The organism is Duganella callida (assembly GCF_004614165.1).
Lineage (GTDB): Bacteria > Pseudomonadota > Gammaproteobacteria > Burkholderiales > Burkholderiaceae_D > Rugamonas > Rugamonas callida.
In genome coordinates, this window is sequence record NZ_SPVG01000037.1 from 37,637 (window position 1) to 51,654 (window position 14,018).

13 protein-coding genes and 1 pseudogene are annotated in these 14,018 nt (G+C 65.6%); 8 read left to right on the plus strand and 6 right to left on the minus strand.

Annotated elements, in window-relative coordinates; all coding sequences use genetic code 11:
- Positions 1-4 precede the first annotated feature (4 nt).
- Positions 5-2,104, minus strand: coding sequence for a bifunctional rhamnulose-1-phosphate aldolase/short-chain dehydrogenase (locus E4L98_RS04140; RefSeq protein WP_135200304.1), 2,100 nt, complete (start codon positions 2,102-2,104; stop codon positions 5-7).
- Between the two features lie 268 nt (positions 2,105-2,372).
- On the opposite strand from E4L98_RS04140, the gene E4L98_RS04145 reads away from it, so the two are divergent.
- The 6 genes from E4L98_RS04145 to E4L98_RS04170 are packed head-to-tail and all read left to right on the plus strand — an operon-like array spanning position 2,373 to position 9,241.
- Positions 2,373-3,236, plus strand: coding sequence for a DeoR/GlpR family DNA-binding transcription regulator (locus tag E4L98_RS04145; RefSeq protein WP_135200305.1), 864 nt, complete (start codon positions 2,373-2,375; stop codon positions 3,234-3,236).
- The gene (gene rhaS / locus E4L98_RS04150) at positions 3,233-4,252 is read left to right on the plus strand and encodes a rhamnose ABC transporter substrate-binding protein (protein ID WP_135200306.1); all 1,020 of its coding nucleotides are present in this window, start codon (positions 3,233-3,235) and stop codon (positions 4,250-4,252) included. The genes E4L98_RS04145 and rhaS overlap by 4 nt, the downstream gene beginning before the upstream one ends.
- Positions 4,253-4,267: 15 nt before the next feature.
- Positions 4,268-5,887, plus strand: a complete 1,620-nt coding sequence (locus tag E4L98_RS04155; RefSeq protein WP_135200321.1) for a sugar ABC transporter ATP-binding protein — start codon at positions 4,268-4,270, stop codon at positions 5,885-5,887.
- Complete coding sequence (locus E4L98_RS04160; RefSeq protein WP_135200307.1) at positions 5,884-6,870, plus strand: ABC transporter permease; 987 nt, start codon at positions 5,884-5,886, stop codon at positions 6,868-6,870. The genes E4L98_RS04155 and E4L98_RS04160 overlap by 4 nt, the downstream gene beginning before the upstream one ends.
- 20 nt (positions 6,871-6,890) lie before the next feature.
- Positions 6,891-7,883 carry an ABC transporter permease gene (locus E4L98_RS04165; RefSeq protein ID WP_229257239.1) on the plus strand — a complete coding sequence of 331 codons (993 nt, stop codon included), beginning with the start codon at positions 6,891-6,893 and terminating at the stop codon, positions 7,881-7,883.
- On the plus strand, positions 7,880-9,241 hold the full coding sequence (locus E4L98_RS04170; RefSeq protein ID WP_135200309.1) for an FGGY-family carbohydrate kinase: 1,362 nt from the start codon (positions 7,880-7,882) through the stop codon (positions 9,239-9,241). The genes E4L98_RS04165 and E4L98_RS04170 overlap by 4 nt, the downstream gene beginning before the upstream one ends.
- Positions 9,242-9,282: 41 nt before the next feature.
- On the opposite strand, the gene E4L98_RS04175 is transcribed toward E4L98_RS04170, so the two are convergent.
- From E4L98_RS04175 to E4L98_RS04190, 4 genes are read right to left on the minus strand one after another with little or no spacing between them, the layout of a single operon-like run.
- On the minus strand, positions 9,283-9,501 hold the full coding sequence (locus E4L98_RS04175; protein WP_135200310.1) for a DUF2783 domain-containing protein: 219 nt from the start codon (positions 9,499-9,501) through the stop codon (positions 9,283-9,285).
- Positions 9,458-10,483, minus strand: coding sequence for a GlxA family transcriptional regulator (locus E4L98_RS04180; RefSeq protein ID WP_135200311.1), 1,026 nt, complete (start codon positions 10,481-10,483; stop codon positions 9,458-9,460). The genes E4L98_RS04175 and E4L98_RS04180 overlap by 44 nt, the downstream gene beginning before the upstream one ends.
- A gap of 21 nt (positions 10,484-10,504) precedes the next feature.
- Positions 10,505-10,834, minus strand: coding sequence for a CzcE family metal-binding protein (locus E4L98_RS04185; protein ID WP_135200312.1), 330 nt, complete (start codon positions 10,832-10,834; stop codon positions 10,505-10,507).
- 31 nt (positions 10,835-10,865) lie between these two features.
- Complete coding sequence (locus E4L98_RS04190; protein ID WP_229257240.1) at positions 10,866-12,059, minus strand: MFS transporter; 1,194 nt, start codon at positions 12,057-12,059, stop codon at positions 10,866-10,868.
- A gap of 109 nt (positions 12,060-12,168) precedes the next feature.
- Between E4L98_RS04190 and E4L98_RS04195 the strand changes: the two genes are divergently transcribed.
- On the plus strand, positions 12,169-13,098 hold the full coding sequence (locus E4L98_RS04195; RefSeq protein WP_135200313.1) for a LysR family transcriptional regulator: 930 nt from the start codon (positions 12,169-12,171) through the stop codon (positions 13,096-13,098).
- On the opposite strand, the gene mug is transcribed toward E4L98_RS04195, so the two are convergent.
- On the minus strand, positions 13,070-13,600 hold the full coding sequence (mug, locus tag E4L98_RS04200; protein ID WP_135200314.1) for a G/U mismatch-specific DNA glycosylase: 531 nt from the start codon (positions 13,598-13,600) through the stop codon (positions 13,070-13,072). The genes E4L98_RS04195 and mug overlap by 29 nt on opposite strands.
- Before the next feature lie 154 nt (positions 13,601-13,754).
- Here mug and E4L98_RS04205 point away from each other — a divergent pair.
- Positions 13,755-14,018: pseudogene (locus E4L98_RS04205) on the plus strand (efflux transporter outer membrane subunit); the annotation flags it as partial.

The following is a 14,018-nucleotide window of genomic DNA, read 5'->3' on the forward strand; positions in this document are numbered from 1 at the left end:
GATCTTAACGCGTAAATGCCCCAGCGTTGCCCGCATCGACGTTCAAGATATTGCCGGTACTCTTGCCCGCCTTGTCCGAGGCCAGGAAATACACGGCTTCCGCGATATCTTCCGGCAGCACGCTCAGTTTCAGCATGCTGCGCTGGCGGTAGAACTCTTCCACATCATCCGCACCGATCTTGTTCGATTGCGCGCGCTCTTCCTTCCACTTGCCGTCCCAGATGCGCGAACCGCGGATCACCGCGTCCGGATTCACCACGTTGACGCGGATGCCATGCGCCGCGCCTTCCAGCGCGATGCAGCGCGCCAGATGAATCTCGGCCGCCTTGGCGGTGCAGTAAGCCGAGGCGCCGGCCGACGCCACCAGGCCGTTCTTGCTGGCGACGAAGACCATGGCACCGCCCAGCTTCTGCTGCTTCATGATACGGAAGGCGGCGCGGCTGACCAGGAAGTAGCCCTTGACCAGAATGTCCTGATTGCGGTTCCACACCTCCAGCGTGGTGTCTTCCAGCGGCGCCGACGAGGCGATGCCGGCGTTCGAGATCAGCAGATCGACGCCGCCGAACTGCAGCGCCGACGCTTTCAGAATCTCGTCCACAGCCTCTTCGCTGGTAATATTGGCCACCACGCTGGCGACGTTGTCCTTACCTGCCACCTTGGCCAGCGCACCTTGCGCCTCCGCCAGCGCCTCGGCATCGATATCGGTCAGCAGCACGCAAGCGCCTTCCTGCAGCAACTGCTTCGCCACCGCCTGGCCGATGCCGCCGGCGCCGCCGGTCACCAGCGCGATACGGCCGGCCAGCGATTTCGGCTTGGGCATGCGCTGCAGCTTGGCCTCCTCAAGCAGCCAGTATTCGATGTCGAACGCTTCCTGCTCCGGCAGTCCGACATACTTGTCGACACCATTCGCGCCACGCATCACGTTGATGGCGTTGACATAGAACTCGCCGGCGATACGCGCGGTGGCCTTGTCCTTGGCGAAGGACAGCATGCCGACGCCGGGGATCAGGTAGATGATCGGATTGGCGTCACGCACCGCCGGGCTGTTGGCACGCTTGCAGCGCTCATAGTAGGCCGTGTAGTCGGCGCGATACGCCTCCAGCGCCGCATCCAGGCCGGCCACAAGCTTGTCGAAATCCGGCTGCGCCGGGTCGAAATCCACCACGAACGGACGGATCTTGGTGCGCAGGAAGTGGTCCGGGCAGGAAGTGCCCAGCGCCGCCAGCGGCTGCAGGTCGCGGCTGCAGACGAATTCCAGCACCGCGTCCTGATCGTCGAAGTGACCGAGCTTGAATTCGTCCTTGCTGATTTTGCCGCGCAGCAGAGGCATTAGCCTGGCCGCAAATGCCGCGCGCTCCTCGGCCGGCAAAGGCTGCGCCACGGCGCCGCCGAACGATGGCTGCCGGACGTGCGCATCCAGCCACTCGCCGGCGCGCTTGATCACCGCCAGCGTATTTTCGTAGCAGGACCTGGCCGTATCGCCCCAGGTGAACAGGCCGTGGCCCTCCAGGATGATACCCTTCAGCGCCGGATTGGCCTTCGAAACTTCTTCCAGTTTCAGACCGAGGTCGTAGCCGGGACGCTGCCACGGCAGCCAACCCAGTTCGCCCTCGAAGATTTTCTGCGTCAGCTCGCGGCTGTTGGCGCAGGCGGCGATGGCGATCACCGAGTCCGGGTGCATGTGGTCCACGTGCTTGCGCGCGATGTAGGCGTGCAGCGGCGTGTCGATGCTGGCCGCGCGCGGATTCAGGTTGAAGGTGCAGTGCGGCAGATAGCTGACCATCTCGTCCTCATGTTCCAGGCCGCGGTAGCGCTGCTTCAGTGCCCGCAGCTTGTCCATGTACAGGGTCGAGAAGCCATCCAGCTTGATGCTGCCCAAGTCGCCGCCGGAGCCCTTCACCCACAGCACCTCCACTTGCTCGCCGCTGAGCGGATCGGCCATCATGACCTTGGCCGAGGTATTGCCGCCGCCAAAATTGGTGATGCGCAGATCCGATCCGAGCAAATTGGAGCGGTACAACAGCAACTCCGGCTCGCTCATCTGAGCGGCCAGGCTGTCGTCCCACAGGGAGCTGATCGGTTCTTTCTGCTTCGGTACATTCATTGCTGATCTCCGTTGGTATGTGTCCTGTTTTGCCGGGCTGGCAAGCGCAGTCAGTAGAAATCAGCGGGCCGTGAGTGTCAATCGGCGACTGATCAAGAAGATGAGCAAGGCCGAAATAATCAACAAGTTGAGCGCCCCGCAAAATGCCGACCCAAACAATCACCAGATTGATCAAGTGCTGATTGACGGCGGTTTTCGAAGTGAATAATCTAAATAAATAAAACGACAACCTGGCTCTGCGGGTTGCGAGACAAAACTGGAGACGAAAATGATCAATCACAAGCGCCGCAAACGTTTGTTGAAATTATTAGCGGAGCACCAGAGCGCCACCGTGCCGGAACTGGTGGAATGGCTCAACGCCTCACCGGCCACGGTGCGCCGCGACATCAGCTGGCTGGCGGCGCGCAGCCTGCTGACGCGCACCCGCGGCGGCGCCGCCAACCTGGAACAGAAAAAGCGCGCCTATCCGCTGACCAGCGAGACCTTCCAGCACAACATACAGTGCCACGCCGAACGCAAGCGCGCGATCGCGCGCTACGCCGCCAGCATGTGCAGCGAAGGCGAAACCATCATCATCAACGGCGGCACCTCCACCTTCATGATGGCGGAATTCCTGGTCGATCAGCACCTGAAGATCCTGACCAACTCCTTCCTGATGGCGGAACGCCTGCTGACTTCCAGCGAAAACGAGATCATCGTCCCCGGCGGCCAGGTCTACCGCGAACAGAACGTGATCCTCAGCCCCTTCGACAACGACATCACCCAACACCACTACGCGGCCAAGATGTTCATGAGCGCCTACGGCCTGTCGCTGCTTGGCCTGATGGAAGCCGACCCGCTGCTGATCCAGGCCGAAAAGCGCCTGATCTCGCAGGCCGAGGAACTGATCGTGCTGGCCGACAGCTCCAAGTTCGCCAAGAAGGCCGGCTTGATATTGTGTGGACTGAACCGCGTGTCCTGTGTTATCACCGATACCCATGCGTCGGAGTCGGCGGTGCAGCTGCTGGAGCAGCACGGCGTAAAAGTGGTGACGGTGGAGCCGGAACCGGTGCCGGCCATGATTTCGCCGGCCAGTTTCAGCAGCGCCTTCGACTACCAACTGACCGACCTGTATCAGGAGATTTCGCATTGAAACTGAATAAATTATTGAGCGCCCTGTCCACGGCGGCGGCGCTGCTCGCGGCAGGCACGCTGGCCGGCTGCGGCAAGCACGAAGCCGACGGCAAGGTACGCATCGCCATGGTGGTCAAGAACCTGGGCAACGGCTTCTTCGATGCCGCCCACCGTGGTGCGGACGAGGCGGCGGCCGAGCTGAAAAATGTGGAAATCATTTATACCGGACCGACCACGCCCAGCGCCGAAGGCCAGATCGAAATCATCAACTCGCTGATCGGCCAGAAGGTCAACGCCATCGTCATCTCGGCCAACGATCCCAACGCGCTGGTGCCGATCGCGAAGAAGGCCATGCAACGCGGCATCAAGGTGTTGTCCTTCGACAGCGGCCTGGCGCCGGAGGGCCGGCTGATGCAACTGAATCCCTCCAACGCGGAACTGATCGGCGAGAAGCAGATCCAGATGGCGGCGGCGGCCGTCGGCGGCGCCGGCGAGATCGCCATCCTGTCGGCGTCGGCGCAGGCCACCAATCAGAACATCTGGATCGGCGTGATGAAGAAGGTGCTGGAAAAGCCGGAATACGCCAAGCTGAAACTGGTGGCCACGGCCTACGGCGATGACCAGTCGGACAAGAGCTATCGCGAGGCGGTCGGCCTGCTGCGCAGCTATCCGAACCTGAAAGCCATCATTTCACCGAGCACGGTCGGTATCAACGCCGCCAGCAAGGCGGTGGTGGATGAGCACCTGGTCGGCAAGGTGTACGTCACCGGCCTGGGTCTGCCGTCGGAGATGGCCGGTCACGTGAAGAGCGGCGCGGTGCGCGAGTTCGCGATCTGGAATCCGATCGATCTCGGTTACGCCATCACCTACGCGGCCTACGATTTCGTCAAGGGCGATCCCTCGGCCAAACCTGGCGGCAGCGTCAGCGCCGGCCGCATGGGCACCATCGCGCTGGATGCCAGCGGCGACGGCGCCATGGCGCCGCCCTTCGTCTACGACAAGTCGAATGTCGAGCAGTTTTCCAAGATCTTCTAGGCGGTGAGCATGCATATGAATCCGACGGCGCGGCGTGAAAACGCCGCCCGCCCCGCCCTGCGGCGCGATGCCGCGCCGGTGCTCAAACTGTCCGGCGTGAGCAAGCGCTTTGCCGGCATCGTGGCGCTGAACAAGGTGTCGCTAAGCGTGCGTGCCGGCGAAGTGATGGCCCTGGTGGGCGAGAACGGCGCCGGCAAGTCGACGTTGGTCAAGACGCTGACCGGCATCTACCAGCCGGACGAAGGCACGCTGGAGCTGAACGGCCAGCCGCTGCGCTTCCACAACGCCCAGGACGCCACGCGCGCCGGCATCACCGCCGTGCACCAGGAAACCGTGATGTTCGATGAGCTGACGGTGGCGGAAAACATCTACGTCGGCCGCCAGCCCTGCCGCAACGGCGGCCGTATCGACTGGCGCCGCATCGAGCAGGAGGCCGAGCGGCTGTTCGCGCGGCTGGAAGTGTCGCTGCCGGTGCGCGCGCGGGTCAAGGACCTGAGCGTGGCGCAGCGCCACTTCGTCGAGATCGCGCGCGCGCTGTCGCAGGAGGCGCGCGTGGTGATCCTGGACGAGCCCACCGCCGCGCTGTCGCAACATGAGATCCACGAGCTGTACCGGATCATCGGCCAACTGCGCGCGGCCGGCACGGCGGTGATCTTCATCTCGCACAAGTTCGACGAGATCTACGCGGTGGCCGACAGCTACACCGTCCTGCGCGACGGCCAGTTCGTGGCCGAGGGCGCGCTGGACGACATCAGCGAGCAGGAACTGGTGGCGCTGATGGTCGGCCGCGCCGTGCATCAGGCCTATCCCAAGGCCGAGGTGACACCCGGCGAAGTCATACTGGAAGTGGAAAAGTTCTGCCACCCGACCGAGTTCCGCGATGTCAGTTTCCAGCTGCGGCGCGGCGAGATTCTCGGCTTCTACGGGCTGGTGGGCGCCGGCCGTTCCGAGGTGATGCAGGCCCTGTTCGGCCTCAGCGCCGGCGCGCGCGGCCAGGTGCGGATGCATGGCCGGCCGCTGAAGATAGGCTGTCCGGCCGACGCCATCGCCCGCGGCATCGCCTATGTGCCGGAAGACCGCCAGCACCAGGGCGCGCACCTGTCGCTGCCGATACTGCACAACATCACCCTGCCCATCCTGGGCAAGATCGGCTTCGTGCTGCGCGGCCGCCGCCAGCGCGAAAATACCGTGGCACGCCACTACGCCGAGCAGTTGGAGCTGAAGGCGCACAACCTGTGCCAGCTGGTGTCCGAGCTCTCGGGCGGCAACCAGCAGAAGGTAGTGCTGGGCAAATGGCTGGCAACCCATCCGGAGGTGATCATTCTCGACGAGCCGACCAAGGGCATCGATATCGGCTCTAAGGCCGCCGTGCACCGTTTCGTGGCGGAGCTGGTGGCTAAGGGTATGTCGGTGATACTGGTGTCGTCCGAGCTGCCGGAGGTGCTGGGCCTGGCCGACCGCGTGGTGGTCATGCACCAGGGCCATATCGTCAATGAATACAGCCGCGCCGAGGCGACGCCGGAAGTCGTCGTCGCCGCCGCATCGGGCGTCACCGCGGCGCACAAAGCCGCGATAAGCGCGGCGTCGCCGGTGCGCACAGCTGCGCCGGCCACTGAATCGGGAGCATCCACATGAAGCTATTGAAACTACGCGAAATCCAGCTGGCGCTGCTGACGGCGGCGCTGATCCTGCTGGTCGGCTGGCGCGCGCCGGTGTTCCTGAGCGCCGCCAGTCTGGGCAACCTGCTCACCGATTCCACCCTGCTGATCATGCTGGCGCTGGCGCAGATGCTGGTGATCGTCACGCGCGGCGTGGACCTGTCGGTGGCCTCCAGCCTGGCGCTGGCCGGCATGATGTCGGCGCTGCTGGCGTCGCACAATCCCGACCTGCCGCTGCCGCTGGTGATGCTGGCGGCGGCCGCCATCGGCCTGGCGCTGGGACTGGTGAACGGCTATCTGATCGGCTACCTGCAGCTGCCGCCCATCGTGGTCACCTTGGGCACCATGAGCGTCTACCGCGGCATGGTGTTCGTGCTGTCGGGCGGCGCTTGGGTCTCGTCGCACCAGATGCCGGCTGACTTCATCGCCTTCCCGCTCGGGCGGCTGCTGGGCATCACCCACCTGGTGTGGATCGCCGCCGCGACCGTGCTGGCCGCCTGGTTCATCGCGCGCCACAGCCGCTTCGGCCGCGACCTGTACGCGATCGGCAACGAGCCGGCGTCGGCGCGCTACGTCGGCATCCCGATCGCGCGACGGCTGCTGTGGACTTACGGGATCTCGGGCCTGATGGCCGGCCTGTGCGGCTACCTGTGGGTGGCGCGCTACGCCGTGGCCTACACCGAAATCGCCTACGGCTTCGAATTCACCGTGATCGCCGCCTGCGTCATCGGCGGCATCAGCATCGCCGGCGGCTGCGGCAACGTGGCTGGCGCCGCGCTGGGCGGCCTGTTCCTGGCGGTGATCGGCAACGCGCTGCCGGTGGTCAAAGTCTCACCTTTCTGGCAAAGTGCGCTGACCGGCATCGTCATCCTGACCGCTGTGCTGATCAATTCGCGCGGCGGCCGCAGCAAGGGGCGGCAGATCCTGCCGCTGCATCTGAATACCGGGAGCACCGCTTGAACTCGACTTTACTTGAATCCGTGCCTACTACCTCACGCTACGTCATCGCCGATAAACCCGGCTTTAAACTCACCGCCGCGCTGGGCCGCTGGGAAGCCCTGCTCGCCCTGCTGCTGATACTGGCCTTCGTGGTCAACGGCGTACTGCAGCCGGCCTTCCTCGATCCCTACAACCTGGCTGACGGCACCTTCAACTTCAGCGAAAAGGCGCTGATCGCGCTGCCGATGGCGCTGCTGATCATCATCCGCGAGATCGACATCTCGGTGTCCGGCATCCTGGCCTTGTCCTCGGTGGCGATGGGCATGGCCAAGGCGGCCGGTGCGCCGCCGGAAGCGCTGCTGCCGATCGCGCTGGCCACCGGCGCGCTGTGCGGCTGCCTGAACGGCTTGCTGGTGACGCGCTTCGCGCTGCCCTCCATCGTGGTCACCATCGGCACCGTGTCGCTGTTCCGCGGCCTGGCCAGCGTGGTGCTGGGCGATAAGGCCTACACGGGCTACCCGCAGGTCATGGCCGACTGGGGCCAGGGCTACTTCTTCGACGTGATCCCGCGCGAATTCGTGCTGCTGCTGGGGTTTGCCGCGCTGTTCGCGGTGGTGCTGCACGCCACGGCCTGGGGACGCCGCATCTACGCCATCGGCAATAACCCCACCGCCGCGCTGTTCTCTGGCATCGCCGTGCAGCGTTACCGCCTGGCGCTGTTCATGCTGACCGGCCTGATGTCGGGACTGGCCGCCTACCTGCTGACGGGCCGCATCGGCAGCACCCGCCCCAACATCGCCATGGGCTGGGAGCTGGAAGTGATCACCATGGTAATCCTCGGCGGCGTGAGCATCGCCGGCGGCGCCGGCACCATCGGCGGCGTGATGCTGGCGGTGCTGACGCTCGGCACGGTCACCTATGGCCTGTCGCTGGCGAATATCCCGGGCATCTATATGACCATCGTGGTCGGTGTGCTGCTGCTGGTGACCATCGCCCTGCCACGCCTGCTGCGCGGGAAGAAGGTCGCCAAATGACGGCTGATGCGACCGTGGTTCTTGACATCGGCAAGACCAACGTCAAACTGTCGCTGCTGGACCGCGCCGGCGCAGTGCTGGACGAGCGCCGCATGGCCAATGCGGTGCTGCACGACGCCCCGTATCCGCACTACGACACCGACCGCATGTGGCACTGGATGCTGGACGCCATGCGCGCCTTTGCCGGCATGGCGCAGGTGGATGCCATCGTGCCGGTGACCCACGGCGCTACTGCCGCTCTGGTGGACGATGCCGGGTTGGTGCTGCCGGTGCTCGATTACGAGTTCGAGCCGCCGGCGTCGCAGTCCGACTACCGCGCGCTGCGGCCCGGCTACGAAGCCACCCGCTCGCCGCTGCTGCCGGCGGGGTTGAATCTCGGCCGCCAGCTGGTGTGGCTGGCGCAGAGCCATCCCGCCGAATTCCAGCGTGCGCGTCACATCCTCATGTACCCGCAGTACTGGGCATGGCGCTTGTCCGGCATGGCGGCCAGCGAGGTGACGTCGCTCGGCTGCCATACGGATTTGTGGCAGCCGGCGCGCAAACAGTATTCATCGCTGGTCGGGCGCATGGGCTGGAGCGCCCTGTTCCCGCCGCTGCGCGACGCCTGGGCGGTGCTGGGAGAGATCAAGCCCGAGCTGGCGGAGCAGACCGGCCTGCCGCCGCAATGCAAAATCATCTGCGGCATCCACGACAGCAACGCCTCGCTGCTGCGCCATATCCAGACCGCGGCAGACCGGCAGCCACTGAGCGTGCTGTCCACCGGCACCTGGGTCATCGCCGCCGCCATCGGCATGCCGCTGGACGGCCTGCGCGAAGAAGCCGACATGCTGGCCAACAGTAATGCCCTCGGCCAGCCTGTGGCCTGCATGCGCTTCATGGGAGGCCGCGAATTCGCCGAACTGGCCGGCCCCGATGCCGTCGTCTGCAGCGTGGCAGACCTGCAACGCCTGATCGAACAAGGCACCATGGCCCTGCCCTGCTTCTCCGCCGCCGGCGGCCCTTTCGCCGGCCGCGCCGGCAGCACCACCGGCCCGGCGCCGCAAAGCCCGCAGGAACGTTACGCGCTGGCGACGCTGTACTGCGTGCTGATGAGCGACCACTGTCTGACCGCACTGGGCGCCGCCGGCGCGGTGGTGGTGGAAGGCAGCTACACCGGCAATCCGCACTTCGGCCCGCTGCTGGCGGCGCTGCGTCCTAGGCAGACCATCTTCTGCTCCGACGACACCGCCGGCACCACCTGCGGCGGCTGGATGCTGCACCACTGGGGCGAACGGCCCGTCGGCGCCAACACCCTGTGCGCGCCAGCCGATCTTCGCGGCTGGGACGAGTATCGCAAGCGCTGGCTTGCGCTAGTCTGACCAACGCCATGCTTATTTGCATGGAAAAACGCTCCGTTGCGTCAGTTCGGCATCTGAGCGATCTCTATCTTCACACGGGCCAGCGCACAGGCTTCGCCCAGCACCTTCATGTCGCCGATGTGATTGCAGAGCAGCAGCAACAGCTGGGCGTTGAACATTTCGGACTGGCGCGTGTCCAGTCCTTCCTGCGAGTCGCTCAGCATGTCGTACAGCGCTTCAAAGTCGTCGAGATTCTGGCGCAGATTGAGTTGGGTGATCATATCGTCCTCCTGGATAGTTGATGCTTGCATTCTTGCGGTAGTGCTCGCGGTACAACCGCGGCGTGGTGTTGAGCTGGCGCGAAAAGATCATGCGCATCTGCGTCGCGCTATTGAAGCCGCTCTGGAAGGCCACGGTCTTCATCGGTATATCGCTGTCTTCCAGCAGCTTGCGCGCGTGATCGACCCGCAACTGGTCGACAAACACCGACGGCGTCACATGCATATGCTTGGCAAATGCCCGTGAAAAAGTACGCCGGCTTACGCCCACCGCATCGGCAATCTCCTCGATGCTCAAGGCTACGCTGATATTGTCGGTGACGTATTTCCAAACGCGCGTGACCAGGGTTTCCTCCTCCGGCGCCGCCGCCAGATACGGGCTGTATTGCGACTGCCCGCCATCGCGGCGCAGGTAGACGATCAGACGTTCCGCCACCTTGGCCGCCAGCTCGTGGCCCCAGTCCTCGGCCACCAGCGCCAGGCACAAATCGATGCCGGCGCTGACGCCGCCGCAAGTGAACACGTTGCCGTCGCGGACGAAGATCTTGTCCGGCCGCACGCTCAATTGCGGGAATTGTTGGGCCAAACGCGCCGTGTGATCCCAATGGGTGGTCACTTCGCGCCCCGCCAGCAGGCCGGCATGCGCCAGCAGGAACACCCCGTTGCAGACGGCGCCGTAGCGCCCCGCCGCCTGCGCCTGCCGGCCCAGCCAGCCGACCAGCGCCGGCACGGGGCGATAGTCGGGATAGCGCGGTCCGCCGGCCACCAGCAGCAGATCGCTATGGCCGCTGAAATCCTGGTAGCCGTGCGACACCTTGAACTCCATGCCGCTCGAACTGGCCACACTGCCGGCCTGCTCGCCCACCAGGGTCACTTCGTAACGGTCGGCTTCGGCCAGGAACTGATTGGCCTCGCTGAACACATCCAGCGGCCCGGCCACGTCGAGCGCCTGCACGCCATCCAGTATCAGTAAAGTGAGTTTCATCGGACCGCTCCCGCGCGAGATTTAACGGTACAGCGGATCCGGTGCGACGTAGACCGTCACGCCGTCCGCATGCATGGTCTTGGGCAGCAGCGCCGCCAGCGCGATGGCGCGGCTCTGACCATATACCTGGAAGTTCCAGGTGTACTGCTGGCCGCCGACGCTGAAGGTGATGACCTCACCGTTGGTTACCTGCACGTGGCGGGTGTCGCTGCCGATTTCGATCACGCGGCTGGCCGCGCTGGCCGCCGCCGGCGCGCCGTAGTATTTGGCGTCGATTTCGCCCGCGGCGGCAGTCATGCTGTAGGCGCTTGCGGCCAGGGCCATGGCGATCAGGGTTTGGGTACGTAACATGATGAGACTCCTTGTGAAAAAAGACGGGGGTTCAAGAGCGCTGGCGCCAGTGGCACAGCGCGGCAATCAGGCCCAGGGCGATGCCGGACAAGGACACGCCGCTCCAGCCGTAATGGCTCATGGCCCAGCCGCTGGCGGCCACGCCGAGAGCGCCGCCGCCGAAGGTGGCGGTCATGTACAGGCTGTTGATGCGGCCCTGGGCCTTGGGATCGGCGGCAAAGGCGCGGGTCTGGTTGGCCACCAGACCGGCCTGGACGCCGATGTCGAGTACGATCACACCAAGCACCAGCAGCACCAGCGAAGTGGCGGCGCCGGCCAGCAGCAGATAGGACAAGGTGACGATGCCGATCGCCGCGGCGATCACGGCACGCGCGCCCAGCCGGTCGGTGGCGCGTCCGCTGAACGAGGCCGCCAGCGCGCCGGAAGCGCCGATGATGCCGAAGGCGCCGGCCCAGCCGCTGCCCAGGTGCCAGGGGCCGCTGGCCAGCAGCGCCGCCAGGTTGACCCAGAACGCGTTGAAGCAGGCCCACAGCAGCGCCTGGATCAGCATGGAGGCGCGGATGGCGCGGTGGTCGCGCATCAGCGGCCACATCGATTTCAACAACTGGCCGTAGGACAGCGTGGTGCCGGCCATCCCACGCGGCAGCAACAGCGCGGCGGCGATCCCGACCGGCACCATGAATGCCGCCTCGACGCCATACACGGCGCGCCAGCCCCAGGCCGCGCCGACCGCGCCGCTGACAGTGCGGCCCAGCAGGATGCCGACCATGATGCCGCTGACCACCGTGCCGACCGAACGGCCACGCTCGGCCGGCGCCGACATCACCGCGGCAAACGGCACCAATTGCTGCGGCACACAGGCCACCGCGCCCAGCCCGAACGAGGCCGCCATCAGCAGCCCCACGCTGCGCGACAGCGAGGCCACCACCGCCAGCAGCAGCGCCAGCACGATCTGGACCAGCACCAGCTTGCGCCGGTCGTAACGGTCCCCCAGCGGCAGCAACAGCGCCAGGCCGGTGGCAAAGCCCAGCAAGGCCACGCTGGCCACCAGGTCGGCGGTGGCCAGGTCGAGTCCGAGGTCGGCGGCGATCAGCGGCAGAATCGGCTGGATGCAGTACAGGTTGGTGATCACGGCGCCCGCGATCACCGCCATCATCAGGATTCTGGCGCGCGACGCGACCGGCTGGACCGGTACGTCGGCGGGATGGATAGTCTGGGCGCTCACGGCATCTCTCCATTGATTGAAGTCATGACTTGCAGTCTAGATACTTGCGCCCACAAAGAGAATCCCATAAGATCGGGAATCACTCTTCCAAAATTTGATAGGATCTCGTATGGACCGCCTGGAATCCATGTCCATCCTGGTTGCCGTGGTGGATGCCGGCAGCCTGTCCGCCGCCGCGCGCAAGCTGGAAATGCCGCTGGCCACCGTCAGCCGCAAGCTGGGCGAGCTGGAGAGTCACCTGAACACCCGGTTGCTGCTGCGCACCACGCGCCAGCTGTCGCTGACCGAGGCCGGCGCCTCGTATGTGGGCGCCTGCCGTCGCATCCTCGAGGAAATCGGCGAGGCGGAACGCACCGCCACCGGCGAATACGCCATGCCCAAGGGGGAATTGGTGGTGACGGCGCCGGTGGTGTTCGGCCGCCTGCACATGGTGCCGGTGGTGGCGGAATTCCTCGCGCAGTACCCGGAAATCAACATCAACCTGGTGCTGACCGACCGCGTCACCCACATGATGGAAGAACAGATCGACGTCGCCCTGCGCATCGGCCAGCTGCCCGACAGCAGCATGATGGCGGTGCGGGTCGGCAGCGTGCGCCGTGTGATCTGCGCCAGCCCCGCCTACCTCGCCGCGCACGGCACGCCGAAAACGCCGCGCGAGCTGTCGGCGCACGACTGCATCACCTTCGAGGTGCTGGCATCCAAGCGCGCCTGGGTGTTCGGCGCCGGCAAGACGGAACTGTCGGTGCCGGTGCACTCGCGGCTGTCGGTCAACACGGCGGAAGCGGCCATCGATGCGGCCACGCTCGGCGTGGGCCTGATCCGCGTGCTGTCCTACCAGGTGGCGGAGTCGCTACGCCGGCAAAGCTTGCAGGTGGTGCTGGACCACTACGAGGCCGAGCCCCTGCCCGTCAGCCTGATGCATAAGGGCCAGTCGCCGTTGCCGCTCAAGCTGCGCGCCTTTCTCGACTTCGTGGCGCCGCGCCTGCGCGGGCGCATCGCCTCCCCGCTGATCAGCGGCGTAGCGACAGCGAGCGGTTGAGGGCGCTGTAGGCATCCACCAGTTGCTGGCGGCTGAAGGTGCGGTTCAAGCCGCTGGGATTCGGCAGCAGCCAGACGCGGCTCGGGCCGAGCGGCTGGTCCTGCGCGCCCCAGGCCGCGTCGCGCTGGCCGGTGATGCCGAGATAGGCCGCCTTGCCGAGAAAGGCGATGCACTGCGGCCGGTAGCGCGCCAGCTTGTCCAGCAAGGCCGCCGCCGACGCCGCGAACTCTTCCTGCCGCAGCTGGGCCGCGCTGTGGGTCGGCCGCGCCACCGCCGTAGTCAGGCCGATGCCGTAGGCAAGCACGTCGCGGTCCTCGCCCGGCACCAGTCGGTGCGGTGTGAAGCCGGCCTCGTGCAGCACCGGCCAGAAGCGGTTGCCGCGGCCAAGAAAATGGTGACCGCAGGTGGCCGCCTCGACGCCGGGATTAATACCGCAAAACACCACGCGCAGCGCCGGTGCCAGGATATCGGGCAGCGCTACAAAATCCTCAATGTTTGACATGTGCAAATAGTCGATTATGGCCCCGCGCGACGCGCGATTTGCACGCCTGTCCCCAAACCGCCGACGATTGGCCGCCATCCCGCCCAGCCCGGGATTTAATTTACAAATGCAATAAACCATACTGGGCTTATCGTATTCTCCACAAGGAATCATCATGAGCAAGCCCATCTTGCGCCTGGCCGCACTGGCCGGCGCGGCCGCGTTGCTGGCCGGTTGCGCCAGCAACGGTGGCCTGACACCGCAGGCGCGGTTGTACGACCCCGACCAGTTGCCGTCCCAGGCCGCCCTCGGCCAGTCCCCGCTGTCGCCCGCCGCCTGGCCGCAGCGCGACTGGTGGCGCCGCTACAGCGACGCCCAGCTGGACCGCTTGATCGAGGAGGCCCTGGCCGGCAGTCCCACCCTGCGCGCCGCCGCCGCG

What these genes read in the sequence shown, in the direction of transcription:
- E4L98_RS04155 (WP_135200321.1), top strand. Translation starts at nt 4,268, where the DNA reads ATGAATCCGACGGCGCGGCGTGAAAACGCCGCCCGCCCCGCCCTGCGG.
- E4L98_RS04170 (WP_135200309.1), top strand. Translation starts at nt 7,880, where the DNA reads ATGACGGCTGATGCGACCGTGGTTCTTGACATCGGCAAGACCAACGTC.
- E4L98_RS04175 (WP_135200310.1), bottom strand. Translation starts at nt 9,501, where the DNA reads ATGATCACCCAACTCAATCTGCGCCAGAATCTCGACGACTTTGAAGCG.
- E4L98_RS04140 (WP_135200304.1), bottom strand. Translation starts at nt 2,104, where the DNA reads ATGAATGTACCGAAGCAGAAAGAACCGATCAGCTCCCTGTGGGACGAC.
- mug (WP_135200314.1), bottom strand. Translation starts at nt 13,600, where the DNA reads ATGTCAAACATTGAGGATTTTGTAGCGCTGCCCGATATCCTGGCACCG.
- E4L98_RS04195 (WP_135200313.1), top strand. Translation starts at nt 12,169, where the DNA reads ATGGACCGCCTGGAATCCATGTCCATCCTGGTTGCCGTGGTGGATGCC.
- E4L98_RS04145 (WP_135200305.1), top strand. Translation starts at nt 2,373, where the DNA reads ATGATCAATCACAAGCGCCGCAAACGTTTGTTGAAATTATTAGCGGAG.
- E4L98_RS04160 (WP_135200307.1), top strand. Translation starts at nt 5,884, where the DNA reads ATGAAGCTATTGAAACTACGCGAAATCCAGCTGGCGCTGCTGACGGCG.
- E4L98_RS04180 (WP_135200311.1), bottom strand. Translation starts at nt 10,483, where the DNA reads ATGAAACTCACTTTACTGATACTGGATGGCGTGCAGGCGCTCGACGTG.
- E4L98_RS04185 (WP_135200312.1), bottom strand. Translation starts at nt 10,834, where the DNA reads ATGTTACGTACCCAAACCCTGATCGCCATGGCCCTGGCCGCAAGCGCC.